General features: G+C 63.7%; 23 protein-coding genes. 14 read left to right on the forward strand and 9 right to left on the reverse strand.

Features of this window, described 5'->3' with window-relative positions; translation table 11 throughout:
* Positions 1 to 54: 54 nt before the first annotated feature.
* Positions 55 to 1356, reverse strand: coding sequence for a fumarylacetoacetase (fahA, locus tag SPHV1_RS14485; protein WP_054946747.1), 1302 nt, complete (start codon positions 1354 to 1356; stop codon positions 55 to 57).
* Positions 1357 to 1566: 210 nt separating this feature from the next.
* Between fahA and SPHV1_RS14490 the strand changes: the two genes are divergently transcribed.
* A complete protein-coding gene (locus tag SPHV1_RS14490) occupies positions 1567 to 2037 on the forward strand; it encodes an Lrp/AsnC family transcriptional regulator (protein WP_197277730.1) in 471 nt (156 codons plus the stop codon).
* 12 nt (positions 2038 to 2049) lie between these two features.
* On the opposite strand, the gene SPHV1_RS14495 is transcribed toward SPHV1_RS14490, so the two are convergent.
* Entirely contained in the window at positions 2050 to 2664 is a 615-nt protein-coding gene (locus SPHV1_RS14495; protein ID WP_054946749.1) for a TetR/AcrR family transcriptional regulator, read from the reverse strand.
* A 66-nt stretch (positions 2665 to 2730) separates the two neighbouring features.
* Between SPHV1_RS14495 and SPHV1_RS14500 the strand changes: the two genes are divergently transcribed.
* Genes SPHV1_RS14500 through SPHV1_RS14510 form a run of 3 tightly spaced genes read left to right on the forward strand, consistent with a single transcriptional unit; the run spans position 2731 to position 6906 of the window.
* A complete protein-coding gene (locus SPHV1_RS14500) occupies positions 2731 to 4191 on the forward strand; it encodes an efflux transporter outer membrane subunit (RefSeq protein ID WP_054946750.1) in 1461 nt (486 codons plus the stop codon).
* Positions 4184 to 5344: an HlyD family efflux transporter periplasmic adaptor subunit gene (locus SPHV1_RS14505; RefSeq protein ID WP_054946751.1), complete on the forward strand. Its 1161-nt coding sequence runs from the start codon at positions 4184 to 4186 to the stop codon at positions 5342 to 5344. The genes SPHV1_RS14500 and SPHV1_RS14505 overlap by 8 nt, the downstream gene beginning before the upstream one ends.
* Positions 5344 to 6906 carry a DHA2 family efflux MFS transporter permease subunit gene (locus SPHV1_RS14510; RefSeq protein ID WP_054946752.1) on the forward strand — a complete coding sequence of 521 codons (1563 nt, stop codon included), beginning with the start codon at positions 5344 to 5346 and terminating at the stop codon, positions 6904 to 6906. Before SPHV1_RS14505 ends, SPHV1_RS14510 begins: the two co-directional genes overlap by 1 nt.
* A 104-nt stretch (positions 6907 to 7010) precedes the next feature.
* Here SPHV1_RS14510 and cheB read toward each other — a convergent pair whose 3' ends face one another.
* The gene (gene cheB / locus SPHV1_RS14515) at positions 7011 to 8051 is read right to left on the reverse strand and encodes a chemotaxis-specific protein-glutamate methyltransferase CheB (RefSeq protein WP_054946753.1); all 1041 of its coding nucleotides are present in this window, start codon (positions 8049 to 8051) and stop codon (positions 7011 to 7013) included.
* Between the two features lie 354 nt (positions 8052 to 8405).
* Between cheB and SPHV1_RS14520 the strand changes: the two genes are divergently transcribed.
* The 9 genes from SPHV1_RS14520 (at position 8406) to SPHV1_RS14560 (ending at position 15208) form a co-directional block, all read left to right on the forward strand.
* A complete protein-coding gene (locus tag SPHV1_RS14520; RefSeq protein ID WP_054946754.1) occupies positions 8406 to 8666 on the forward strand; it encodes an STAS domain-containing protein in 261 nt (86 codons plus the stop codon).
* Positions 8663 to 10879 carry a chemotaxis protein CheA gene (locus SPHV1_RS14525; protein WP_054946755.1) on the forward strand — a complete coding sequence of 739 codons (2217 nt, stop codon included), beginning with the start codon at positions 8663 to 8665 and terminating at the stop codon, positions 10877 to 10879. Before SPHV1_RS14520 ends, SPHV1_RS14525 begins: the two co-directional genes overlap by 4 nt.
* Entirely contained in the window at positions 10876 to 11745 is an 870-nt protein-coding gene (locus tag SPHV1_RS14530) for a protein-glutamate O-methyltransferase CheR (protein ID WP_054946756.1), read from the forward strand. The genes SPHV1_RS14525 and SPHV1_RS14530 overlap by 4 nt, the downstream gene beginning before the upstream one ends.
* On the forward strand, positions 11742 to 12767 hold the full coding sequence (locus tag SPHV1_RS14535; protein WP_054946757.1) for a chemotaxis response regulator protein-glutamate methylesterase: 1026 nt from the start codon (positions 11742 to 11744) through the stop codon (positions 12765 to 12767). Before SPHV1_RS14530 ends, SPHV1_RS14535 begins: the two co-directional genes overlap by 4 nt.
* 5 nt (positions 12768 to 12772) lie before the next feature.
* On the forward strand, positions 12773 to 13324 hold the full coding sequence (locus tag SPHV1_RS14540) for a chemotaxis protein CheD (RefSeq protein ID WP_054946758.1): 552 nt from the start codon (positions 12773 to 12775) through the stop codon (positions 13322 to 13324).
* A 16-nt stretch (positions 13325 to 13340) separates the two neighbouring features.
* Positions 13341 to 13712, forward strand: a complete 372-nt coding sequence (locus SPHV1_RS14545) for a response regulator (protein ID WP_013833019.1) — start codon at positions 13341 to 13343, stop codon at positions 13710 to 13712.
* Between the two features lie 41 nt (positions 13713 to 13753).
* Complete coding sequence (locus tag SPHV1_RS14550; protein ID WP_054946759.1) at positions 13754 to 14194, forward strand: chemotaxis protein CheW; 441 nt, start codon at positions 13754 to 13756, stop codon at positions 14192 to 14194.
* Positions 14195 to 14202: 8 nt separating this feature from the next.
* On the forward strand, positions 14203 to 14526 hold the full coding sequence (locus SPHV1_RS14555; protein ID WP_054946760.1) for a hypothetical protein: 324 nt from the start codon (positions 14203 to 14205) through the stop codon (positions 14524 to 14526).
* Between the two features lie 79 nt (positions 14527 to 14605).
* Positions 14606 to 15208, forward strand: a complete 603-nt coding sequence (locus tag SPHV1_RS14560) for a DUF938 domain-containing protein (RefSeq protein ID WP_054946761.1) — start codon at positions 14606 to 14608, stop codon at positions 15206 to 15208.
* Here SPHV1_RS14560 and SPHV1_RS14565 read toward each other — a convergent pair.
* The 6 genes from SPHV1_RS14565 to SPHV1_RS14585 all read right to left on the reverse strand — a co-directional run bounded on the left by SPHV1_RS14565 (position 15189) and on the right by SPHV1_RS14585 (position 22767).
* The gene (locus SPHV1_RS14565) at positions 15189 to 16547 is read right to left on the reverse strand and encodes an MATE family efflux transporter (RefSeq protein ID WP_082431019.1); all 1359 of its coding nucleotides are present in this window, start codon (positions 16545 to 16547) and stop codon (positions 15189 to 15191) included. The genes SPHV1_RS14560 and SPHV1_RS14565 overlap by 20 nt on opposite strands.
* 73 nt (positions 16548 to 16620) lie before the next feature.
* Entirely contained in the window at positions 16621 to 17292 is a 672-nt protein-coding gene (locus tag SPHV1_RS25030) for a hypothetical protein (RefSeq protein ID WP_156367356.1), read from the reverse strand.
* Between the two features lie 153 nt (positions 17293 to 17445).
* Complete coding sequence (locus tag SPHV1_RS14575) at positions 17446 to 18375, reverse strand: 1-phosphofructokinase family hexose kinase (protein ID WP_054946763.1); 930 nt, start codon at positions 18373 to 18375, stop codon at positions 17446 to 17448.
* Between the two features lie 125 nt (positions 18376 to 18500).
* On the reverse strand, positions 18501 to 20573 hold the full coding sequence (locus tag SPHV1_RS14580; RefSeq protein ID WP_054946764.1) for a bifunctional diguanylate cyclase/phosphodiesterase: 2073 nt from the start codon (positions 20571 to 20573) through the stop codon (positions 18501 to 18503).
* A gap of 288 nt (positions 20574 to 20861) precedes the next feature.
* Positions 20862 to 21035 carry a hypothetical protein gene (locus SPHV1_RS25490; protein ID WP_173364728.1) on the reverse strand — a complete coding sequence of 58 codons (174 nt, stop codon included), beginning with the start codon at positions 21033 to 21035 and terminating at the stop codon, positions 20862 to 20864.
* Positions 21036 to 21174: 139 nt separating this feature from the next.
* A complete protein-coding gene (locus SPHV1_RS14585; RefSeq protein WP_054946765.1) occupies positions 21175 to 22767 on the reverse strand; it encodes an isocitrate lyase in 1593 nt (530 codons plus the stop codon).
* A gap of 150 nt (positions 22768 to 22917) precedes the next feature.
* Between SPHV1_RS14585 and SPHV1_RS14590 the strand changes: the two genes are divergently transcribed.
* Complete coding sequence (locus SPHV1_RS14590; RefSeq protein ID WP_054946766.1) at positions 22918 to 24315, forward strand: short-chain fatty acyl-CoA regulator family protein; 1398 nt, start codon at positions 22918 to 22920, stop codon at positions 24313 to 24315.

A 24315-nucleotide genomic window follows, 5' to 3' on the forward strand; every position in this document is an offset into this window, starting at 1 on the left:
CGTCGCCGCAGCCGCTGTGCGACACGCTGGCAGCTGCCTCAAATCCTGCGGCGATCAGCGCGCCGGAAGCACCACGGCGCGGCATTCGCCAAAGCCGATCGGGACGTATCCCTTGGCATTCGCCGTTGCACGCAAGGTGACTTCGTCGCCATCTTCCAGGAAAGTGCGCGTCTCGCCGGTGGGCAGGGTGATCGGCTCCTTGCCGCCGCTGGTAAGCTCAAGCAGGCTGCCGAAGCCGTCGCGGGTCGGCGCGGAGATGGTGCCGGTTCCCAGCAGGTCGCCCGGTTGCAGGTTGCAGCCGTTCGATGCGTGGTGGGTGACGATCTGCTGCACGGTCCAATACATGTTGCTGGCCGGACCGCGGCTGAGACGGAAGGGCTCCATGCCGGCCTCGCGCATTTTTGCGCTGCACAGGAAAACCTCGAGCGTCACGGCAAGCGCGCCATGCGCGCGATCTTTGCTGTCCGTGAGATAGTCGAGCGGGGCAGGGTCGCCCTCGGGGCGCGGAGGCTGGGCCATGCGGAAGGGCGCCATGGCCTCGGGCGTCACGACCCACGGCGATATCGTCGAATGAAAGTTCTTCGCAAGAAAGGGGCCGAGCGGCTGGTATTCCCATGCCTGGAAATCGCGTGCCGACCAATCGTTCAGCAGGCAGAATCCCGCGATATGGTTCGCCGCTTCGGCCATCGCGATCGGCGTGCCCAGATCATTGCCCTGACCGATCCAGACGCCCAGTTCCAGTTCGTAGTCGAGCCGCACGCTGGGGCCGAAGACGGGTGTATCGGCCTCAGTTGGCTTGCGCTGGCCGCTGGGGCGCACGAGCGGCACACCCGACGCGCGGATCGAGGATGCGCGGCCATGGTAGCCGATGGGCACGTACTTGTAGTTGGGCAGCAGCGGATTGTCGGGGCGGAACTGGCGTCCGACGTTGTTGGCGTGGTGAATGCCGACATAGAAGTCGGTGTAGTCGCCGATCCGTGCGGGCAGGTGCAGCGTGCATGTATTGGCTGGATGAAGGTGCGGCTCGACGGCGCTGCGCTTGTCGCTCTCGGTGAGTAGCTGGCTCAGGCGAACGCGCAAGGCTCTCCGGTCGCTTTCGGGCAGGGCCATCAGCGCGTTCAGGCTGTCCGAGCCTGTGGTGCCCGAGGTTGCATCGGGGAGCAGCCCGGCCTTGGCGCAGGCTGACAGGTCGAGGATCATGTCGCCGATCGCCACGCCGATGCGCGCAGCCTTGCCCGCCGGAGAGAATACACCGAACGGGAGGTTCTGGACCGGGAAGTCGCGATGCCCCTTGGCGCTTTCAACCCAGCTTGCGAGGGCCGGATCGTGCGTCGCGTCGGTCTGCCAGAAAGTCATGTCTCGCTTATCCCTGTTTGCGGGCGAAAGCTGTGTGCCGCCCATGCCATTCGAACGCGGGCCCGGCTGCGTCGTTCCGACGCGCGAGGCAGCTATTTCCTACCATTCTTGCAGATAGGCTGCGAATTTGCCGTTCAAACTTGGCGTTGCGGTCATGCGATTTGACGCATAACTTCAGATTTATCCAATTATCTGAGAGAATACGTCAAAATGGATGCGCTAGACCGTAAGATTGTAGCGGAATTGCAGAAGGATGGCGCGCTCAGCCATCCCGAGCTGGCGCTAAGGGTCGGCAGTACGGCACCGTCCTGCTGGCGGCGGGTCAAACAACTTGAGGAGGTCGGCGTTCTTCGTGGTGTGGTAAGGCTCGCCGATCCCAAGCTGCTCGGGCAGACGGTCAAGGTGATCTGCCAGGTGCGCATGCATAGCCACACCAATGAAAACGTGGCCGAGTTCGAAGCGCTGATGCGCGGGCATCCGCAGGTCACGGAATGTTATTCTATGTCGGGGGATTGGGACTATCTGCTCCACGTCGTTGCCGAGGACGTGGAGGAATACGAGAAGTTTCTGGCGCACACGCTGCTCAAGCACCCTGCCGTGGGCGCGGCATCGTCCCATTTTGCGCTCCGCACGGTGAAGTACGAAACGGCGCTGCCGATCAAGGGTACCGGTAGGGGATAGGCAACTCGCGGCTCAGCTGTTGATCGGCGAAATTCCGTCCAGGCCAAGGCGGGACAGGAGTACGTCGACAAATCCCTGTATCTCCACTTTGGTCGGAGGATTGGGCCTGATGATCGCATCCGAACGGAAGCCGACGATGGCAGTGTGAACCAGTCGCGAAAGATCGCGCGCATCGTCTTCATCGAAGCGGGTGGCGAAGTATTCCTTCATGTGTGCTAGCAGACGCGCTGGGCCGCGCGCATAGAATGCCTCGACGATTTCGGGAAAGCGCCCGCCTTCGGTCAGGATCAGGCCGAAGAGGCGACGCGAATTCTCGTCCATGAGCTTTTCGAGCAGCGTGACGCAGAGCTTGCTCAAGTTGGCAGTGCTGAAGCGGTTGTCCTTCAGGGCTTCTTCCATTTCTCGGCCGAAGCAATCGACGCGATGGTCGATGACCGCGATGAAAAGGTCTTCTTTCGATGCGAAGTGAGACCACAGCGTCGTCTTAGATCCGCCAAGCTCATCGGCTACAGCTGACATGCTGGTTGCCGCGTAACCGTGCTCCAGGAAAGAATGCGTGGCGATCGCTACGATCTCCGCGCGCTTTCTCGCCTTGTTGAGTTCCCGTTTGCCAAGTTTCTCTGTCATGTCTGTACTGTGCAGTACACTTTCCAGTTGACACTGACAAGGAGGGGCACAATAAAAAGTGTACGCATGAGTACGACATTATCCTCTCGAGTCGCGGTGGCTTCCATGCTGGCTGTGACCCTTTCGCTTTCCGCCTGCGCTGCGCCCGATCTCGGGCCGCGGCCCCAGATGCGCGCACCCGCGCATCTCGACAGTGGGCGGTCCCTGCAGACTTCGGCGACCGATGCCGCTTGGCCGCGTGAGCAGTGGTGGAAAGCCTACGGCGATCCCCAACTCGACGCGCTGGTGGATGAGGCGCTGGCCAATTCGCCCAGTGTGGCCATGGCTGAAGCGCGCATTCGTCAGGCGCGCGGTGCTGCGCAGGTCTCTGGCGCGCAAACCCAGCCTCAGCTCGGCGGGCGTGGCTCGGCCGGGCTGACGAAGCAGAGCTACAACAACGGCGTGCCCATTTCCGTTGTGCCCAAGGGCTGGAACAGCACCGGCACGCTTGCGCTGACCGGCGATTTCGACCTCGACCTGTGGGGTAGGGCGCGCAAGGAACTTGCTGCTGCCACGTCGGAAGAAATGGCTGCGCAGGCGGACGCCCGGCAGGCGGAGCTGATGCTTTCGTCCAATGTCGTGTCGTCCTACTTCGACCTGGGGCGTCTCGTCGCACGGGGCAAGGCGCTCGCTGAAGCGGTCAAGGCGCGCCAGTCGATGGTGGACCTGACCGGCCAGCGCGTGGAGCAGGGTCTCGATAACGAGTCTCCGTTACGCCAGGCGCAGACCGCCGCGGCGCAGGCGCGCGTTGCGCTTTCGGCCAACCAGGAAGATGAACTGCTGCGCCGCCATGCGCTTGCGGCGTTGCTGGGTGCCGGGCCGGACCGCGGCCTTGCGATCCCCGCTCCCGCGATCGACAGTCTGCCCGAAACGCCCGTTCCTGCCGATGCCGGCATCGCACTTGCCGGCCGTCGTCCGGATATCGTGGCTGCGCGGTTGCGCGCCGAAGCGGCCGCATCGCGGATCGACGCTGCCAAGGCTGCCTACATGCCAGACATTTCGATCAGCGGTTTGATCGGCCTGACATCGCTCGGCCTGTCGAACCTGATCGACAGCGGATCGACTTACGGCAATGTGGGCGGTGCGCTCAGTCTGCCGATCTTCCAGGGCGGACGCCTCAAGGGCCAGTTCACCCAGGCCCGCGGCGGCTACGACGCGGCAGTCGCCAATTATAACGACACGGTCGTCGGCGCGCTCCGCGACGTCGCCGACACGCTGGCAAGCCGCAATGCGGCGGCCCAGCAGGAGAAGGATGCCTTTCAGGCACGAGAGCAGTCAGCTGCAGCTTACGATATTGCGCTCAAACGCTATCGTGGCGGCCTGTCGAACTATCTCGAAACCCTGACCACCGAGACCGCGGCATTGCAGGCGCGTACCTCGGCGATCGATGCCCATTTCCGGACCCTTGCCCTCGAAGTCGCGCTCAAGCGCGCTCTGGGCGGCGGGTTCGACGACAATTCCAGCGAGAAGGCTCCCGACAATGAGTAACGAGGTGCAGGACCTGCCTGCGGATGACGCAAACGGAGCCGGCGAGGCCAGTGTTATCGATCAGAAGCGGCGCAAGCCGTTGCTGATCGGTCTGGCCGTGGCCGTGCTTGCGGTCGGCGCGCTGTACTTCCTTTATGATGTGTTCATCGGCAGCCGTTCGGTCTCGACCGACAATGCCTATGTCGTTGGGGACACCGCGCAAGTGACCCCGCTGACCAGCGGGCAGGTGGCCGAAGTGCTGGTGACCGACACGCAGCCGGTGAAGAAGGGTCAGCTTCTTTTCCGTCTCGACGATACCGACCAGAAGATCGCGTTCGCCCAGGCCGAGGCCGGGCTGGCCTATGCGCAGCGGCGCTATGCTCAGTCGATCGCCAACAACAGTGCCCTTGGCGCTGCAGCCGATGCCAGTGCGCAACAGATCGCGTCTGCCAAGGCCCGCCTCGCATCGGCCAACGCCTCTCTTGCCAAGGCCCAGGCCGACTACAAGCGCCGCGCAGCCCTGGCGAACAGCGGTGCGGTGTCCGCGGAAGAGCTGGCCGCTGCGCGTGAGGCGCTCACTTCGGCGCAGGCGGCGGCAAGCCAGGCCAAGGCGGCTCTGGATGAAGCGCAATCGAACGCGGTCAGCGCGCGCAAGAAGGAGCAGGCCTCAGTGGCCCTTACTTCGGGCACCACGAATGAAACCGCGCCCGAGATCCGTCTGGCCAAGGCTCGGCTGGCGCAGGCAAAGCTCGACCTCCAGCGTACCGTGGTGCGCGCGCCGGTCGATGGCGTGATCGCGAAGCGTTCGATCCAGGTTGGCCAGAAGGTTGAGACCGGCTCGGTCGCGATGATCGTGGTCCCGGTCAACCGCCTCTACGTCAACGCAAACTTCAAGGAAGACCAGCTCGGCAAGGTCCGCTCGGGCCAGAAGGCGACCGTGCTTTCCGACTTCTACGGCAGCGATGTCACCTATCATGGCAAGGTCGTGGGCTTCTCCGGCGGTACCGGCGCAGCATTCTCGCTGATTCCGGCGCAGAACGCGACGGGGAACTGGATCAAGGTCGTGCAGCGACTGCCGGTGCGTATCGAACTCGATCCCAAGGAACTGGAGGAGCACCCGCTGCGCATCGGTCTGTCGATGGAAGCTGAAATCGATCTGACGGATCCGAAGTAATGGCGGGCGCGGCAACAGCACCTGCCGGGACGGGCCCGGGCGAGGCAGCGCCTCGCCCCCTGACCGGAATACGGCTGATCGTGGCCGGCTTCGTGCTGGCCATGGCGAACTTCATCGTCGTGCTCGATTTGACGATCGCCAACGTTTCGGTGCCGCATATCGCAGGCGGCCTGGCCGTCTCGGTTTCGAGCGGTACCTGGGTGATTACCTCCTACGCCGTCGCCGAAGCGATCTGCGTGCCGTTGACGGGCTGGCTGGCGGGGCGCTTCGGCACCCTACGCGTCTTCCTGTATTCGCTAGTAGGCTTCGCGGTCTTCTCCGCGCTTTGCGGCCTGTCCAGCACGCTGGGCATGCTGGTTCTGTTCCGCATCGGACAAGGCTTCTGCGGCGGTCCGCTGATGCCGCTGACCCAGACGCTGCTTTTGCGAATCTTCCCCAAGGAAATGCATTCACGCGCCATGGCGATGTGGGCGATGACCGTCGTCACCGCGCCGATTGCCGGCCCGATCCTCGGTGGCTGGATCAGTGACAACTGGTCGTGGGAATGGATCTTCTTCATCAACGTGCCGCTCGCCGTTCCGATCTTCTTCGGCATCGCGACTTTGCTGCGCGGGGCTGAGACGCCGACCAGGAAGCTGCCTATCGACAGGATCGGACTGGTGCTGCTGGTGATCTGGGTCGGCGCCTTCCAGATGATGCTCGACCTTGGTCGTGAAGAGGACTGGTTCAGCTCCACCAAGATCGTGATCATGGCCTGCGTGGCTGCCGTGTTCTTCGCAGCATTCGTGATCTGGGAACTGACCGAGAAACATCCCATCGTCGACTTGAAGGTCTTCCGCCACTCAGGCTTCACGGCGGCGACGATATCCTTGATGATTGCCTTCGGGACCTACTTCTCGTCGGTCGTGGTCATTCCGCAATGGCTGCAGACGTCGATGGGATACACGGCCACCGATGCCGGCTTTGCCATGGCGTTCAGCGGCATCCTGGCCGTGGCCGTGTCTCCCGTTGTGCCCCGGCTGATGCAGAAGTTCGACCCGCGCCTGCTGGTGTTCGTCGGCATTTCCTGGATCGGCTTCTGTTCGATGCTGCGATCGTACTGGTCGACGGATTCGACGTTCTGGATGATATCGATGCCCCAGCTTCTGCAGGGGGCAGGGGTCTCGCTGTTTATCGTGCCGCTCACCACGATCAGCCTCAGCTCGGTCAACCTTGAGGAGACCGCGACGGCATCGGGCATCGCCAACTTCGCGCGAACGCTGGCGGGTGCCGTGGCGACGGCTCTGGTCACTACGTACTGGAACGATGCCTCGCGCATGGATACGGCCGAGATGGTCGGGACCCTCAATGGCGTCGAGCAGGTGTCCAGTACACTGCAGCATCAGGGCTTCAGCGCCGAGCAGGCTGCAGCCTCAATTTCCCAGATCGTGGAATTGCAGGGCACGGCGCTTGGGACCACGCACCTCTTCGCCATCTCTGCGGTTGTTCTGGTGATTGCCGCCTCGACGATCTGGGTCGCCCCGCGTCCGCCAAAGGATATGAAGCCGCAGGCGGCACACTGACCCTCCGAGCGTCCGGCCCCCCTCCACTGGACGTTCAAAAAAGAAGCGAGCGGACGACACCTTGCCCGGTGTCGCCCGCTCGCTTTGCTTTCAGGGTGAGTGGATCAGCCTTCCGAGCCGCAGTTCGCGAGGATGTCGGCGGCCAGTTCCTCGAGACGCAGTTCGCTGTCGACCGCACCGGCTTCGACCGCCGCTGCCGGAGCCTGCGGGACGGTGGCGGTGTTGCGGTCCTGGGCAAGGGTGCGGCAGCCCGCGGCCTGAAGCAGCTTGAGACCCTTCGCGCCGTCTTCGCCCATGCCGGTCAGCACGGCGCCGATGGCAGGCATCGAAGCGCGCGCGATCGAGCCGAACAGCAGCGTTGCCGAAGGACGGAAACCTTCGACCGGATCGCGCTCGACAAGGCGCAGCCTGGCCGGAGCGCCGGGTTCGACGATCACGTGCTTGCCCGGATCGGAAGCGATGTAGACCGTGCCCGAGCTCAGTTCCGCGCCATCGGCAGCCGCTTTGACCGCACAGGGGAAGTCCTTGTTGGCACGGTCGATGAACATCTGCGCCAGTGCCGGTTCGGTCTGCAGGATGATCACGGTCGGGGGACAGTTCTTGGGATAGCGCGAGAGCACTTCGGTCAGTGCATCGACGCCGCCCATCGACGCGCTGAAGGCCGCGATCTTGCCGTTGCTGACGTAGCCGCCGCCGGCTTCGGCCTCGGCCTTGGGGCCGCGATTGCGCGGCTTGTCGCGCACGTTCGAATTCGCCGCGGCAAGCACGATCTTGCCAAGTTTGCCCACCGTCTTGGCGAACTGCTCCGGCGTCGCCTTGAGCGGCTTGGGGAAGCATTCCACCGCGCCCAGTTCGAAAGCCTTGAGCGAGGTTTCGGTACCGCTCTGGGTAAGGCTGGACAGCATGACAACCGGCAGCGGGTTGGTGGTCATGATCTCTTCGAGGAATTCGATGCCGCTCATCCCGGGCATCTCGACGTCGAGCGTTACCACGTTCGGCATCAGTTCTGCGATCTGGTCGCGGGCCTCGGCGGCATTGGCGGCCGTGCCGACGACGCGAATGTTCTTCGTCTGCTCGAGAACATCGCAAAACAGGGCGCGCATAGCCGCTGAATCGTCGACTACCAGTACGCGGGCGTCATGCATGAGGGAGAAACCTTCTCGCTGAATAGTGAATATCGATTGCCTGTGCTGGATACCACTAATTCAGCGATCAAAATCCTTAACCAATCTACGGACATCGCCTGAGTTGGTAGCAAACGAGGTTTTGGCAAGGCGCCGTGTAGCGTGGCCTTCGTCAGTGGTTCGCAGACGATTTTTCGGCTCGATCGGAAGGTCATCGCGTTGCCTTATGTTAACGATCCGGACGCGCGGAACTGGGCAGGTTGAGTGCCCGAATGACCGTCTCCTGACCGTTTCCCTAAGGATAACTGCGTAGGACTAGTGACATAGTGACGGAAAGGCTGTGGTCGTATTCAGCGACCAACTGTTGGGGGCACAATGAACAGCATTATCTTGCCGGCGCGCTGTGACCGCGCCGCTGCCGAAGCGATATGGCCGGAACTGGTTGCGGCAATGGGCGATGGCCCGACCGCGATCGACGGTTCGGGTGTGGAGCACGTCGGCCAGGCGGTGCTCCAGCTCCTCGTGTCCGCGCGCCGCAGCGATGGCGGTGCGACAATCACGCCGTCCCCGGCACTTCTCGATGCGGCCCAGCTGACCGGCCTGACCTCGGAACTCTTCGAAGAGAGCAAATTATGAGCCCTGAAGAAATCCAACAGATCTTCTTTGCCGAGTGCGAGGAATCGCTGGCGGCCGCGGAAAGTGGCCTCGCGGCCTGTCAGGCTGGAACGCAGGATGCCGATACCGTCAATGCCGTCTTCCGCGCGGTTCACTCGATCAAGGGCGGTGCGGGGGCTTTCGGCTACGTTGCGCTTCAGGCCTATACCCATACGTTCGAGACACTGCTGTCCGATGTCCGCGAAGGGCTGGTGGCGATCGAAAGCAAGCTCGTCGACCTGCTGCTCCGTGCGCTCGATACGCTCTCTGACCACGTAGAGGCGGCGCGTGAAGGCGGCGATGCGCCTGCCGACGCGGCGCTGATCAGCGAAATGGAAGCGTCCATGGCAGCCAATGCCGGCGGTGCTTCCGAAGCGGTCGAGCAAGCCCCGGCCGAGCCGGAAGTGAGCGAACCGGCTTCGTATGATTCGGACGCCGAAAGCAGCTCCGACTACGAACTCGATCTCGATGCGCTGCTCGACGATCTAACCGCAGGCTTTGACCCGGCTCCGGCCAAGGCAGCCGAAGCGGCGCCGGAAAAGCGTTGGAAGGTCCACCTTCGTCCGCACTCGGGCGCCATGCGCAATGGCAGCGAGCCGCTGCTGATGGTGCGCGAGATCGCCAGCCTCGGCGGCGAATGCGTGCATTGCGACATCTCGCAGGTTCCGCCGCTCGATGCTTTCGATCCGGCGCAGGGTTATCTGGGCTGGACGTTCTCGATGCCCGAGGCGGCCAGCGAGGATTCGGTTCGCGAGATATTCGATTTCATCGGTGACGACTGCGCGCTCGCATTCGGCGATGATGCAGAAATTCCCGAGGTGATCATCGTAGCCGCGGCCCCCAAGCCCGTGCCTGCACCGGTTGCGCCTGTGCCCGTGAGTGAGCCGAAGGCCGCGACCCCGCAAGCTTCAGCGCCCGTCGCTGCCGCTCCGCAGCCCGCACCGTCTCCGGTTCAGGAACCGCCTGCCGATGCCGCCGCGAAGGCTGCACCGGGTGCTCCCCCGGCACCCCCGGCAGGTGGGCAATCGATTCGCATCGATCTGTTCAAGCTCGACCGCCTGATCGACCTCGTCGGCGAACTCGTGATTGCGCAGGCCATGCTCGTTCAGCGCCTTGGCGCCAACGGTATCACCGCGAACGAGGAGCTTTCGCTGCTCGAGACGCTGACCCGCGACATCCAGGAAAGCGCGATGTCGATTCGCGCGCAGCCGATCTCGAGCGTCTTCAGCCGGGTGCCGCGCATCCTGCGCGAACTGGCGTCCTCGACCGGTAAACACGTCAAGCTCGACGTCATCGGTGAGACGACCGAACTCGACAAGACGGTGATCGAACGCCTCGGTGAACCGCTCACACACCTCATCCGCAATGCCGTCGACCATGGCATCGAGAGCGCCGAGGATCGTATCGCCGCAGGCAAGGCGCCGGAAGGTACCCTTACGCTTTCGGCCGAGCACCGCTCGGGCCGCATCCTCATTTCGATCGCAGACGACGGCGCGGGCATCAACCGCGAACGCGTGCTGGCCAAGGCCGTGGAGAAGGGCATCGTCAGCGCGGATGCGCAGCTGACTGCCGAGGAAATCGACAACCTCATCTTCGCGCCCGGCTTCTCGACCGCGCAGACCGTTTCCAACATTTCCGGCCGCGGTGTCGGCATGGACGTGGTGCGCCAGAACGTTAAGGATCTGGGCGGTCGCATCACCATCGACAGCACACCGGGCAAGGGCACGACCTTCATCCTGACCCTGCCGCTCACTCTGGCGATCTCGGACGGCATGATCGTCAACGTCGGCGACCAGACCCTCGTGGTTCCGCTTGCCAGTGTGGTCGAAAGCCTGCGTCCGGGCGATGGCGAAGTGCAGGGGCTGGGCTCCAACCGCAACATGCTCAACGTGCGCGGACGCTTCATTCCGATCGTGTCTCTGCGTTCGGCGCTGGGCGCTTCGAGCGGAGCGCTGACGCCGGATGAGGGCGTCCTGATCGTCGTCGATACCGAAAGCACCGGCCAGGCCGCGCTGCTGGTCGATGAAATTCAGGACCAGCGCCAGTTCGTCATCAAGAGCCTGGCCACCAACTTTCGCGCGGTCGATGGCGTTGCCGGCGCGACCATCCTCGGTGACGGGCGCGTGGCGCTCATCGTCGATGTGGATGGCCTCGTCTCAAATGCCGCTCCGGGCCAGGAGCGTCAGGCTGCATGAGCGCGTCGCCCGCCACGACCGAGCCGATTCCCGGCGTCAGCCCGGACATCTACAGTGCGGCCGATTTCCAGGCCGTATCCGAGATCGTCTACCGGGCCGTCGGCATCGTGCTTCAGCAGGGCAAGGCGATGCTCGTCTATTCGCGCCTCGCTCCGCTGGTGCGGCAGGCCGGTTGCGTCACGTTCTCCCGCTACATCGAACTGATGCGCTCGGATGCGGAGGAACTGAACCGGGCCGTGGCGTCGCTGACAACCAATCACACCTTCTTCTACCGCGAGGCGCATCACTTCGAGCACTTGCGGCGCGAGGCACGTCCTCACCTGCTGGCCAAGCTCGAGAATAAGCAGCCGGTGCGGCTGTGGTCGGCGGGATGTTCCAGCGGGGAGGAGACCTGGTCGATGGTCATGACCCTGCTCGGTCCAGAACGGCAGGTGGGCCTCAACATGATGCGCAGTGACCTTCGCATTCTTGCCAGCGATGTCGCGCCCCATGCGATCGCGAAGGCAGACGCAGGAATTTATAGCGACAAGGAAGTGCAGCCGGTGCCCGAGGACTTGCGCAAGGCGTGGGCCCGCAGCGAGGGCGGCAACGTGTCGATGTCGGACGCGATCCGCTCGATCGTGCGTTTCCGCCTGCTCAATCTGCTGGGCGACTGGCCGATGAAGGGCCGGTTCGACGTCATTTTCTGCCGGAACGTCATGATCTATTTCGACAATCCAACCAAGGAGCGCCTGGTGCAGCGTTTCGTTGATGCCCTCGTCCCTGGCGGTTTCCTCTACATCGGTCATTCCGAACGCGTGACGGGGCCGGCTCAGCGCCAGCTCGATCTGGTTGGGCCGACGATCTACCAGAGGAGCGCCGCATGACGATCCGGGTTCTCATCGTCGACGATTCCGCGACCATGCGCGCGATCCTGATGTCGCGCCTGCGCCAGCAGCCGGACATCGAAGTGGTCGGCGCGGCTTCGAATGCCGCCGAAGGGCGGGCCATGATCAAGAGTCTCGACCCCGACGTCGTGACGCTGGACATCGAGATGCCGGGCATGAACGGTCTCGACTTCCTGGAGAAGATCATGACCTTGCGTCCCACTCCTGTGATCATCGTCTCGGGCGCCACGCGCGAAGGCAATGAGGTCACGGCCCGCGCGCTCGCGCTGGGGGCTGTCGATTGCTACTCGAAGTACGATCCGAGCGGGAAACTGGCATTCGAGGACAGCGGTCGCCTGGCCGGTATGATCCGTCAGGCCGCACAGATATCCTACGAAAAGCCCGGCAAGCCCGCCTCGGTCACGCCGGCTGCAGGCAGCAAGGCGATCCGGCGCGATGCCCGGCTGATCGCGGTCGGCTCATCCACCGGCGGGGTCGAGGCGCTGCAGGTCCTTCTGCGCGACTTCCCGGAGGACTGCCCGCCCACAGTCATCGTCCAGCACGTCAATCCGCGCTTCGCCCCGGCGATCGCGCGCACGCTCGATCAGGTCTGCCCGGCGAAGGTCGGCGTGGCGGTGCACGACATGCCGCTGCGGCAGGGTCACGTCTATCTCGCGGCCGAAGGCGATCATCACCTTCTGGTGAAGGGCACCGACGTGCTCTACGCCAAGTTACGCAAGGGCGAGCCGATTTCCGGGCATGTGCCCAGCGTCGATGCCCTGTTTCACTCGGTCGCCCAGTATGTCGGCGCCGAAGCGGTGGGCATCCTGCTGACCGGGATGGGCCAGGACGGTGCGAAAGGCCTGCTCGCGATGAGCCAGGCGGGTGCACACACCGTCGTTCAGGACGAGAGCACCTGCATCGTCTTCGGCATGCCGCGCGCGGCCATTTCGCTGGGCGCGGCGCGTGTCGTCGCTCCGATCAACCGTATTGCGCATCACGCGCTCAGCATGGCGGCCTGACGATCATGAACACGATCATCACCAGTGGAGCCACTGTGCGACTCACCGTCCTGCAGGGCCAGTTCAAGATCAGTGCGGGACCGCGCGTCGAACTCAGCACGGTGCTGGGAAGCTGCGTGGCCACCTGCCTCTACGATCCCGAAATCGAACTGGGCGGCATGAATCATTTCCTCCTGCCCGAGCCGCCTTCCGGCCGAAGTCCGGGCGAGGTGGACGTCCATTACGGCGTTTACCTCATGGAAATGCTGATCAACGAAATGCTGTCCTACGGCGCACACAAGAACCGTTTGCGGGCGCATCTCTACGGCGGCGCGAACATTCGCGCCGGCATGCAGCAGATCGGTACCGCAAATGCCGAATTTGCCCGCAGTTTTCTCAGGAGCGAGCGCATCGAACTGGTGCGCGAGGACTTGGGCGGCGCCAATGCGCGCCGTGTCGATTTCCGCCCGGCATCCGGAAAGGTCCGCTGCCGTACCGTCGCCTCCTCGGATGCACCCGAGGTCCAGGCACCACCCATGATCCGCCAGGCACCGCGTGGCGAAGTCGAACTGTTCTGAAGAAGTGAGGCATTTGATGTCCAGGACAACCAGAGTTCTAACCGTTGATGACAGTGCCTCGATGCGCGCGCTGCTCAATCACGCCCTGTCCACCAACGGCTTCGAGGTTTCGCAGGCCGACGACGGCGTCTCCGCGCTGGAATGGCTGGCGGTGAATGAGGTCGATGTCGTGATTACCGACATCAACATGCCGCGCCTCGACGGCTTCGGCCTGATCGAGCAGGTACGCGGCGGCACCCGTCATCGCGATCGCCCGATCTTGGTGCTGACCACCGAAAGCTCCGACGAAAAGAAGGCGCGTGCCCGCGCCGCCGGTGCGACCGGCTGGATCGTCAAGCCTTTCGACACCGACAAGCTTGTCGCGGCCGTGCGCCGCGTCGCCCACTGATCCGGCCCGGCAGGGTCATCGTTCAAAGCGAGGATGAGTTCATGCAACGCGAACTGATCACTTTCCAAGTCTCCGGCCAGGTCTTTGCGCTGGATATCATGCAGATCCGCGAAATCCGCGCATGGAGCCCGGTTACGCCGATGCCCCGGGTGCCCAGCTACGTCGCGGGCGTCGTCAACCTGCGCGGCACCGTGCTGCCGGTCGTCGACCTGGCCGCGCGCCTGGGCTGGGCCGCCACGGAAGCGACGCCGCGCCACGCGATCATCGTGTGCCACGTCAATGGGCAGGCGCAGGGCCTTATCGTCGAGTCGGTCAGCGACATCGTTACCTTCGACAGCGAGACCCTGCAGGCGCCGCCATCTACCGGTAACGACAGCGTCGTGCCGTTCCTCGAGGGGCTCGCAGCCATCGACGACAACATGGTCATGGTTCTCGATCTCCAGGCGCTCAGCTCCGCCGAAGACGGCCTGATGGCAGCCTGAGAGGCACAATGCACCACGAACCCAAGTTCCTGGCGATGGCCGAGGTCCTCAACGAGCTCGGCAGTGAAGTGGAAGCGCTCGGTGAAGTCTTCTGCCGGGATGCGGCCTTTGCGGGCAGGCACATGCGCGAACTCCAGGCGATCGATCTGATTGCCCAGAAGCAGCGCGTGCTGGCCTCGATCCTGACGGCGGGGTTCAGCGAACAGGAGATGCGGCGCATCAGTCTCGATGCGCTGCGTTCCCGCTTCTGCGGCTTCCTCGAGGACGAGGACAGCACCCCTGGCACTGTTGCCGACAAGGGGCATTCCGGCGAGGCCAGCCTCTGGGACTGAGGCTAGGCCGCCCATAGGGGGCTGGCGCAATCGACTGGTCGGACTTGCGGGGGCCCGACGCGGGCCCTAGTCCGTGTCCATGACCGATGACCGTCGCCACGCGCCTGCCACCGCCCGCAATCGCGATCCGATCCTTGCTGTTCTGCGCGAAGCGTTGCCGGGCAGGGGACTGGTGCTCGAGATTGCGAGCGGGACGGGAGAGCACGCCGTGCACTTCGCCCGCGCACTTCCCGACATCACCTGGCAGCCGAGCGATCCGGATGCCGACGCACGGGCTTCGATTGCGTCATGGCGCGAGGCGGAAGGCGCCTTCAATCTGCGCGCGCCGCTGGAACTCGATGCCGCCGCCGTCTTTTGGCCGGTCGAGCGCGTCGATGCGATCGTGTGCATCAACATGATCCATATCAGTCCCTGGGAATCGACTCTGGGCCTGATGGCGGGAGCAGGGCGGACGCTGCCTGCCGGCGCTCCGCTCATTCTCTATGGACCGTTCCGACGTGAGGGCCATCCTCTCGAGCCCAGCAACGCCGAGTTCGATCTCAGCCTCAAGGACCGCGATCCGCGCTGGGGGCTGCGCCAGCTAGAGGAAGTGAGCGCAGTTGCCGATAGCGAGGGCCTGGCCTTCGAGCGCTATGTGGAAATGCCGGCCAACAATCTTTGTGTCATTTACCGTCGGCGCTGAAGCTGCGGCGCGTCAGGCGCGGCAGGACGATGAACTGGCCGATCGCGCGGACGACGAAGAACAGCGTGAAGGCCAGCCACAGGCCATGGTTGCCCAGAGGATGGAGCAGCCAGATCAGGATGCCGTAAACCGCCATGGCCACGGCCATCGTGCCCAGCATCGCGCGGGTCCATCCTGCGCCGACGAACACGCCGTCGAGCACGAATGAAGCGACGCCCAGTAACGGCAGCAGCGCCACCCAGAAGACATAGGTCCCGGTCTCGGCGATGACCGCACTGTCGGTGCTGAAGCGAGCCGCCAGCCATGCTCCCCCCAGCAGGTAGGCCAGGCTCAGGACAATTCCGGTCACGCCGCCCCAGATCAGGGCGTTGCGCACGGTGGCGGTGAAGCGATTGCGGTCGCGTGCCCCCAAAGCTTCGCCGCAGAGGACCTGCGAAGCATTCTCGAAGCCGTCGAGCAGCAGGGTGGAGAGCATGAAGAGCTGGAACAGGATGCCGTTGCCGGCCAGCGTGACGGCACCCTGCTGGGCACCGCTGCGCGCGAAGATGAGAATCGCTGCATTGAGGAGAAGGGTGCGCGCGAACAGGTCACGGTTGAGTGCGAAGAGGCGCACCAGCGCATGGCGCCGCCAGGTCATGCGGCGGGCGAAGGCGGCCCAGGCCTCGCGTGATGCGGGTTGGCGCAGGACGATGGCTGCCAGAAGCGCGAACTTGAGAGCTTCCGAACTCAACGTGGCAGTTGCGACACCGGCCACGCCCCACTTGGCGACGAGCACGAGCAGCAGATCGAGCGCGATGTGAACCGCATTGGCGATGATCTCGACGACGAGGATCTGCCGCACCAGTCGCTGCCCGATCAGCCATCCCACCAGCACGCAGTTGGCCAGCCAGATCGGCCCGGCCCAGTAGCGGATCGCAATATAGTCGCGGGCGCCTTCACGGACCTGTCCCGAGGCCTGGAGAAGATCCAGGCCGAGCGGGACCGTTACATGCATGGTAGCAAGGAGCAGGGCCCCGATGCCGAGCGAAACGGTGAGTGCGCGCACGAGCGTTTCGGCCTGCTCGCCGCTGTCGCGCCGTCCCGCGCTCTGCGCCGTCAGCGCGACGGTGCTGGTGCGCAGGAAATTGAAGATGTTGAGCAGCGCCATCATGTACTTCGCGCCGAGTTCGACAGCCCCTTGCGCCGGAGCGTCGCCAAGGCGCCCGATCGCCCACATGTCGGCAAGCCCGAAGAGCGCCGTCGCGATGTTGGTCAGCATCGCCGGCAGGGCGATCGTCCAGAGCAGACGCGTCGTGCTGGCTTCCGGTGCAACGGAGGGCGATGAAATTTTCGTCGTCACGCTAGACCCCCCAAGCCCTTCCACCCCTGCCGGCGCCATCGTGAGCTGAGCCTAGCATGCTATGCGAGCCGAATCAGACAACGGTGTCATAAATCGCGATACAATGTTCGCAAATGCAGAAGATTCTAGGAATTTTATGCTGCGGTTGCGCATCAAGCGATTCGTGGTCTGGGGTGGGACAAGAAAAATGCGCCCGAAGGCGCATGATTCTCTTGTACTTTTTAATGATCGGCGTTCTACTGCAACTGCGAGATATCGGCGCGCCGGAGAGTGACTTAACTCCCCCCGGCGCGCTCTCTCCCAACGCCGTTAAGGTCGAGTGCGACCTTTCCCGTTCATATTGCAGAAATTTATATGCCGCGCAAAGGTTGAATTGCACGAATTGCTGCGCAGCAACTTCGAACGGGCTGCGGTTTGGCCTCTTGAAGCGACCGCACACCATTTCGTTGGCTTCCGTCCGATACTGTCGGATCAAGTCCTTGCAACGTTTCGCGAGACCTTCTGGCGTTAACCAGATTGCTCGGGATCGGATGTCGATGCCCTTTCCGTTGCGCCGGTCGGGTGAAAAGGTTCTCAAGGCAAGAGCCACCGGAAAAAAGAAGGCGGAGAGGGTGATGGCGAAAAGGATCGGGCAAGGAATCGGCAATCGGAATTCGGCGGCAAGTGAAACGCGGCCCGGTGGCGATCTGCTCGGGGCTGGTGTGGTCAGGTTGTTGGCGATGCAGGTCAGGTTCGGGCACAGCATTTACCGGATTGAGGTGCATCCGGGCAGGCGGCGCGGACCGGTTTAGGCAAGCGCCTGTCGCTTCTTCGTGGATCGGTGCGGGCCTTGGCGCGGCGAGCCTTTCGGATCGCGTACCGGGCATGGCGCCGGAGCCTGACCGGTCCGCGAAGTTGTTCAGATGGCAGCGACCCGTTGAAGCAGGCACTCGATGTCCTCGGGATGGGCAAGACCAGCACCGGCCCGCAAAACGGCAGCCGAACCGGATGCTAGTCCGAGTCGGAACGCCTCGGTATCGCTCTGCCCACTCGCTAGGGCGAAGACCATTCCGGCGACGAAGCTGTCCCCGGCGCCTACGGCACTGGCCGCCTCGATGGGGATGGCAGGCAGGGTGACGGTCCCTTCCTTGCGCGCAAGGATGGCGCCTTCATGGCCCATCGTCACCGCGACGAGACGGGCCTTTCCGGCTTCGACGATGCCCATGGCGGCTTCCTCGATGGCCTTCACGCCTTCAAGGGAGCGTCCAAGGTAGGACTGCAATTCCCCGAGGCTGGGCTTGAGCAAAGTGAGGCCGCCTGCCTCGATCCCCGCGGCGAGCGCTCTGCCCGAACTGTCGAGGACAATCTCTATCCCACGGGAGCGCAGCAGGTCCGAGATCCTGGCGTAGTAATCGTCCGGTACGCCCGGAGGAAGCGATCCGCTCAAGACCATGTAATCGCATTGGGCTTCGCCTAACTGTTCGAGGCAGGCGCGCCATTCGCCCTCGGCGATCTGCGGGCCCTTGGGCACGAAGCGATATTCCTTGCCCGTCTCGTGCTCGAACACGGCGGAGGCGATCCGCGTCGGCCCGGCAATGGAAATCCGGGTGCGCACCAGTTGATGGCGGTCGATCAGGCCGTCGAGCGCCGGCCCGGTCGCGCCGCCCGACAGGTAGTAGCAGCGCGCATTCCCGCCGAGCCTGACGAAGACCCGCGCCACGTTGATGCCGCCGCCGCCCGGAGCGTACCACTCGTTGTCGGTGCGCATCTTGTGCGTGTGGCGCATCTGGCCGACGTCATAGGATACGTCGATGGTCGGATTCATCGTGAGCGTGGCGATGTTTTTCATCTCGCTGCCTCCTTGTCCTGCTGCTTGAGCAAACTCGCGCGGCTACCCTTCGGGGTCCATGCGTTCTGCCAAATTTGCAAGCCAATCAAGGGCGAAAGCCCCTGCGCCGGACTGGCGCAGGGAGTTCAGGCCGCGTCGCGTTGTCGGGTAACCGGTAGGGCGCAGGCGGGTTCGGCGCGGCCGAAGAGAAAGCCCTGTCCCTGCACGCAACCTTCGCTGCGCAAGTAGTCGCGTACGATTTCCCGCTCGATGCCTTCTGCGGCCACCGACAGCCCGAGGCTGCGGCCAAGCCCGATCACGGCGCGGATCACGGCGCGCGAATTGGTCTCCTCGTGCAGGCTGAGAACGAAGGATTTGTCGATCTTGATCTTGGTGAACGGGTAATTGAGCAGGTAGCTGAGAGAGGAATAGCCGGTTCCGAAATCGTCCAGCGAAATGCCGATGCCGAAGGCGCGCAGGTTGCGGATGATGGCAGCAGGGCGGGGCCCCTTTTCCATCAGCACAGCCTCAGTAATTTCCAGCTCGAGCCGTTCGGCGGGAAGGCCGGAGGCGGACAGGGCGTTGATGACCGTGCTCAGCAAGTTGCCGTTTCGGAACTGCAACGGCGAGACGTTGACCGACAGCTTCACGTGATCGGGCCATTGCATCGCCGTGGTGCAGGCGGTCTGCAGCACGAAGCGACCGACCTGGTCGATCAGGCCCATCTCCTCCGCCAGGGGGATGAAGACGTCGGGCGAGACGCTGCCCCGCTCGGCGTGGTCCCAGCGCGCCAGCGCCTCATAGCATTCGATCGCGCCGGTATCGAGATTGACCAGCGGCTGGTAATAGACATCGAGTTCGCCGTTGCGCACGGCCTTGCGGAAGTCCTTCTCCAGCCTGCTCTTTTCCTGCGCGGCATGGTCCATGCGCGCCTCGAAGCTGCGGCAGCTTCCGCGCCTTTCGCCTTTCGCTGCATAGAGCGCCAGGTCCGCGAACCGCAGCAGGGTTTCCGGATCGCTGCTGTCATACGGTGAACTGGCGAAGCCGATAGTGGCGCCGATGTGGATCATATTGCCCTTCACATAGAAGGGTTCCGACAACGTGGTAATGATGGAGCGGCCGACCAGTTCGGTCTGCGTCTGGCTGGAACGGCGGAAGATCACCGCGAACTCGTCTCCGCCGATTCGGCACAGCAGCGCATCGGGCGGGATCAGTTCGCGCATGCGCATGGCTGCCTCGGTGAGCAGCAGGTCACCGAACTGATGACCATATGTGTCGTTGACGGCCTTGAAGTGGTCGAGGTCGACAAGCGCGATGGATACCGTCTCGCCGCGCCGCGTACGGTTCAGGGCATCGCGCAAGTGCTCGCGGCAGTGCGCGCGGTTGGCAAGCCCGGTCAGTTCGTCGTGACGGGCCATGTGCGCCATGCGCTGCTCGATGCGGCGGCGTTCGGTGACGTCGAAGATCGAGACGATCGTGGCTGCATAGCCCTCCATCTGCGACAGGCGGGTGGAGATGACCGCTTCCGCGGCCTCGCCGTCGCGCCGGACCATCTGCCAGCAATCGTTGGTGTCCGGGCAGTCGGCCGCCAGCATCGCTTCCGCCTCTGCGCGGGTGGCGGGTGGGAAGAGGGCGGCAATCGGCATCCCTGCCATCTCGTGCGACTCATAGCCGAAGAAGGCGCAGGCCGTCTCGTTTGCCGAGCGGATCTGGCCGCTGTTCAGATCGCATACCAGCGTGGCGATGGGGTTGCGTTCGAAGAGCAGGCGGAAGGTCTCTTCCTTCTGCTTGAGTTCGGTGATGTCGACGCGGATGCCGATGGTCCCGCCATCGCCTGTCTTGCGCTCCTCGATCATGATGCAGCGACCGTTGGAGAGGCGTTGCTCGTGGCGGATGCCGGGCTTGTGCAGCAGGGACAGGCGGTGCGAGAGCCATTCCTCCTCGCGGCCGGTGGCCTCGGGATAATCGCCGCGCTCGACGCCGATGCGCAGGGTGTCCTCCAACCTCACGCCGGGTTCGAGCAGATCTGCGGAGCGCGAATAGATTTCCGCGTACTGGCGGTTCCACAGGACGTATCGGCCTTCCGCGTCGAGGAAGACGATCCCCTCCGGCAAGACCTCGATCGCTTCACGCAGGCGTCGTTCCGCAAGCGAAGCCGCCTGCAGCGCATGCTCCAGCGAAGACTGTACCTGCTCTTGGGCAGGTTCGCCGCTTTGCACTTGGTAAACCCCCACAGTCCCTTGCACGACCCCAGTGCCGGGAACGCTATCTTCCAGAGGTTAATTTTCTCATCATAACAACAAGAAGGCAGGAATTGGCAGGCCGGATCGGCGGTTTCGCATCGGAAGTGCGCCAGATCGGAGGAATTGCGGCACTTTTCCTGCACAAGTCATTCAACGCAAAAGAAATGGCCCGTCGCGCGGTGGGCGACGGGCCAAGCTTTCCTCCCCAGGAAAACAATTCGGTGATTCGGCCGGTGCTTCGGGGCGCCGTGCCTTTGCTGCATCTCAGCGGCGGGCTGCGCTGCTCAGACGGTGATAGAGGTTGGAGTACTTCGAGGAGATCGGATCGTCCTCGTGAGCCCGGAGATAGAACAGGACCGCTTCCTGCAGTAGCTGGAAGTCCTGGGTCGAAAGCACGGCGCGCGAGCGAGCCGGTTCGCAAGTGGTGGTAGTAGTCATCACTGTACTCCTTTCATGTCGCTCGTGGGTGCGGACGGGCCCGCGAACTCGTTGCTTCACTGCCCTGTGCAGCGAACCTGGGTCCCTTGTGGCCGGGGAGGAGGCTTCCCCGGCCACAAGGAAGATCGGGGTGATCGCCTCAGGCGGCGAACTGGTTCATCGTGTTGTGCTCGCCACCGGCCTTGAGGGCCGCTTCACCGGCGAAGTATTCCTTGTGGTCGTCGCCGATGTCAGAGCCGGCCATGTTCTGGTGCTTGACGCAGGCGATACCCTGGCGGATTTCCTGGCGCTGGACGCCCTTGACGTAGCCGAGCATGCCCGCCTCGCCGAAGTATTCCCTGGCCAGGTTGTCGGTCGACAGCGCCGCGGTGTGATACGTCGGCAGGGTGATCAGGTGGTGGAAGATGCCCGCCTCGCGCGCCGCGTCCTTCTGGAAGGTGCGGATGCGCTCATCGGCTTCTGCCGCCAGATCGGTGCCGTCGTAGTCGACACTCATCAGCTTCGCCCGGTTATAGGCCGAAACGTCGCGCCCTTCCGCGTTCCAGGCGTCGAAGACCTGCTGGCGGAAGTTGAGCGTCCAGTTGAAGCTCGGCGAGTTGTTATAGACCAGCTTGGCATTCGGCATGACTTCGCGGATGCGCGAAACCATGCCGCCGATCTGGCCGATGTGCGGCTTTTCGGTCTCGATCCAGAGCAGGTCGGCACCGTTCTGCAGCGACTGGATGCAGTCCAGGACGCAGCGGTCCTCGCCGGTTCCGGGACGGAACTGGTAGAGGTTGCTCGGCAGGCGCTTGGGGCGCATGAGCTTGCCGTCGCGGCTGATCAGGACGTCACCGTGGCCAAGCGTAGCTGCATCGACCTCCTCGCAATCGAGGAACGCATTGTACTGGTCGCCGATATCGCCGGCTTCGCGAACGAAGGCGATTTGCTTGGTCAGACCAGCGCCGAGCGAGTCGGTGCGGGCAACGATGACGCCTTCGTCAACGCCCAGTTCCATGAAGGCGTAGCGAACCGCGCGGATCTTCGCGATGAAGTCCTCGTGCGGAACGGTGACCTTGCCGTCCTGGTGGCCGCACTGCTTTTCGTCCGAGACCTGGTTTTCGATCTGGATGCAGCAGGCGCCTGCCTCGATGAACTTCTTGGCGAGGAGGTAGGTGGCCTCCGCGTTGCCGAAGCCGGCATCGATGTCGGCGATGATCGGAACGACGTGCGTTTCGTAGTTGTCGATCGCGGTTTCAAGACGCCTGGCCTCCATCTCGTCTCCGGTGTTGCGGGCCTTGTCGAGTTCGCGGAACATCATGCCCAGTTCACGCGCATCGGCCTGCTTGAGGAAGGTGTAGAGTTCCTCGATGAGGGCCGGGACCGAAGTCTTCTCGTGCATCGACTGGTCGGGCAGCGGGCCGAACTCGCTGCGCAGCGCGGCAACCATCCAGCCCGAGAGGTAAAGGTAGCGGCGCTTGGTCGAACCGAAGTGCTTCTTGATGGAAATCATCTTCTGCTGACCGATGAAGCCGTGCCAGCAGCCCAGCGACTGGGTGTAGTTCGCGGGATCGGCGTCATAGGCGGCCATGTCCTCGCGCATGATGCGCGCGGTGTAGCGGGCGATGTCGAGGCCGGTGTTGAAGCGGTTCTGCAGACGCATGCGAGCAACCGATTCGGGTTCGATACCGTTCCAGGTGGGCTCTGTGCCGATGGTGCGGCCCGCCTCGATGATCTTCTGCTGGTAGGTCATGATTCGCTGTTCCCGTGAGCAATGGTGTTGCCGTTCGATGGGTCTGAGCTAGGCAAGAATTGCGCGGCGGAAAACGGTCCGCGAAGTGTCGTTGTAAAACTTTACAGATTTTCATTGTAAAGTTGTACAGACCTGACAATAATTGAACTTATGGCTGAAAATCGTCCCTTATACCTTGGTCCAAGGCTGCGCCGCCTGCGACGCGAACTGGGTCTGACACAGCAGGCGATGGCCGACGATCTGGAAATCTCGCCCAGCTACATCGCGCTGCTCGAACGTAACCAGCGGCCGGTCACGGCAGACATGTTGTTGCGTCTGGCGCGGACCTACCGTCTCGAAATCGGCGATCTCGCGAGCGAGGACGGCGCGGACTATGCGCGGCGGTTGGGCGATGTGCTGCGCGATCCGGTGTTCGACGACATAGATCTGCCGTCGCTCGAGGTGTCTGACCTGGCGATGAGCTTCCCGGGCGTGGCCGAGGCGCTTCTGCGGCTTCACGGGGCCTATACGCGCGAGCAGCAGGCCTTGGCCGAGCAGCGCGACGCAGGGCCGGGTCGACAGGACAGCGATCCGGTGCGTGAAGCGCAGCGCTTCTTTGCCAATTCGCGCAACTACTACCACGCGCTCGATACGCAGGCCGAAGAATTGGCCGGAGAGATCGACAAGGCTGGTGGGATGGAAAAGTGGCTCGGCACAAAGGGCGTGCGCGTGCGTTTCCTGCCTTCCGATGTGCTGATGGATGCGATGCGCCGCTTCGACCGCCACAACCAGCAACTGCTGATCGACGATTCGCTCGATGGGGCGAGCCGGACGTTCCAGCTGGCCACGCACATCGCGCATACGGCCATGCGCAGTACGATCATGCAGATCGTGCGCGAGCAGGAATTTGCCAGCAACACGACCGCGACGCTCGTGCGTCGGGCGCTGGCGGGATACGGCGCGGCGGCGATCGTCATGCCCTACCGCAAGTTTGCGCGGGCGGTAGAGGCGCGCAAGTACGACATCGCGGCGCTGGGCGGTCTGTTCGGTGCGAGTTTCGAGCAGGTGGCGCACCGCCTCACCACCATGCACCGGCCCGGAGAGGAACGGGTGCCGTTCTTCTTTATTCGCGTCGACGAAGCGGGCAATGTCTCCAAGCGGCTCGATGGCGCGGGATTTCCCTTCGCGGCACACGGGGGCGGATGCCCCTTGTGGAACGTGCACCAGGTCTTCCGGCGCCCCGGCGAGATCCAGACGCAGTGGCTCGAACTGCCGGACGGCCAGCGCTTCTTTTCGATCGCGCGCACCGTTACATCGGGCAGGGGGCGCTACGGTCGCCCGCAGGTTATGCGCGCGGTGGCGCTGGCCTGTGCAGCGGAAGAGGCCGGGCGCCTCGTCTATGCTGCCGGCGTGGCACCGAACGAGGCTCCCAGTACGCCGATCGGGGTGACCTGTCGGCTGTGCCACCGCGCCGAATGCGTGGCGCGAGCGGTTCCGCCAATCGGCCGGGACATCCTTGCCGACGATTACCGCCGCGCGGCCCAGCCCTATTCCTTCGCGGAAAGCTGA

The organism is Novosphingobium sp. KN65.2, from assembly GCF_001368935.1.
Lineage (GTDB): Bacteria > Pseudomonadota > Alphaproteobacteria > Sphingomonadales > Sphingomonadaceae > Novosphingobium > Novosphingobium mathurense.

Coding starts and splice junctions, on each gene's coding strand:
- fahA (WP_054946747.1), bottom strand. CDS start 1,356: ATGACTTTCTGGCAGACCGACGCGACGCACGATCCGGCCCTCGCAAGC.
- SPHV1_RS14490 (WP_197277730.1), top strand. CDS start 1,567: ATGGATGCGCTAGACCGTAAGATTGTAGCGGAATTGCAGAAGGATGGC.
- SPHV1_RS14495 (WP_054946749.1), bottom strand. CDS start 2,664: ATGACAGAGAAACTTGGCAAACGGGAACTCAACAAGGCGAGAAAGCGC.
- SPHV1_RS14500 (WP_054946750.1), top strand. CDS start 2,731: ATGAGTACGACATTATCCTCTCGAGTCGCGGTGGCTTCCATGCTGGCT.
- SPHV1_RS14505 (WP_054946751.1), top strand. CDS start 4,184: ATGAGTAACGAGGTGCAGGACCTGCCTGCGGATGACGCAAACGGAGCC.
- SPHV1_RS14510 (WP_054946752.1), top strand. CDS start 5,344: ATGGCGGGCGCGGCAACAGCACCTGCCGGGACGGGCCCGGGCGAGGCA.
- cheB (WP_054946753.1), bottom strand. CDS start 8,051: ATGCATGACGCCCGCGTACTGGTAGTCGACGATTCAGCGGCTATGCGC.
- SPHV1_RS14520 (WP_054946754.1), top strand. CDS start 8,406: ATGAACAGCATTATCTTGCCGGCGCGCTGTGACCGCGCCGCTGCCGAA.
- SPHV1_RS14525 (WP_054946755.1), top strand. CDS start 8,663: ATGAGCCCTGAAGAAATCCAACAGATCTTCTTTGCCGAGTGCGAGGAA.
- SPHV1_RS14530 (WP_054946756.1), top strand. CDS start 10,876: ATGAGCGCGTCGCCCGCCACGACCGAGCCGATTCCCGGCGTCAGCCCG.
- SPHV1_RS14535 (WP_054946757.1), top strand. CDS start 11,742: ATGACGATCCGGGTTCTCATCGTCGACGATTCCGCGACCATGCGCGCG.
- SPHV1_RS14540 (WP_054946758.1), top strand. CDS start 12,773: ATGAACACGATCATCACCAGTGGAGCCACTGTGCGACTCACCGTCCTG.
- SPHV1_RS14545 (WP_013833019.1), top strand. CDS start 13,341: ATGTCCAGGACAACCAGAGTTCTAACCGTTGATGACAGTGCCTCGATG.
- SPHV1_RS14550 (WP_054946759.1), top strand. CDS start 13,754: ATGCAACGCGAACTGATCACTTTCCAAGTCTCCGGCCAGGTCTTTGCG.
- SPHV1_RS14555 (WP_054946760.1), top strand. CDS start 14,203: ATGCACCACGAACCCAAGTTCCTGGCGATGGCCGAGGTCCTCAACGAG.
- SPHV1_RS14560 (WP_054946761.1), top strand. CDS start 14,606: ATGACCGATGACCGTCGCCACGCGCCTGCCACCGCCCGCAATCGCGAT.
- SPHV1_RS25030 (WP_156367356.1), bottom strand. CDS start 17,292: ATGCTGTGCCCGAACCTGACCTGCATCGCCAACAACCTGACCACACCA.
- SPHV1_RS14575 (WP_054946763.1), bottom strand. CDS start 18,375: ATGAAAAACATCGCCACGCTCACGATGAATCCGACCATCGACGTATCC.
- SPHV1_RS25490 (WP_173364728.1), bottom strand. CDS start 21,035: ATGACTACTACCACCACTTGCGAACCGGCTCGCTCGCGCGCCGTGCTT.
- SPHV1_RS14585 (WP_054946765.1), bottom strand. CDS start 22,767: ATGACCTACCAGCAGAAGATCATCGAGGCGGGCCGCACCATCGGCACA.
- SPHV1_RS14590 (WP_054946766.1), top strand. CDS start 22,918: ATGGCTGAAAATCGTCCCTTATACCTTGGTCCAAGGCTGCGCCGCCTG.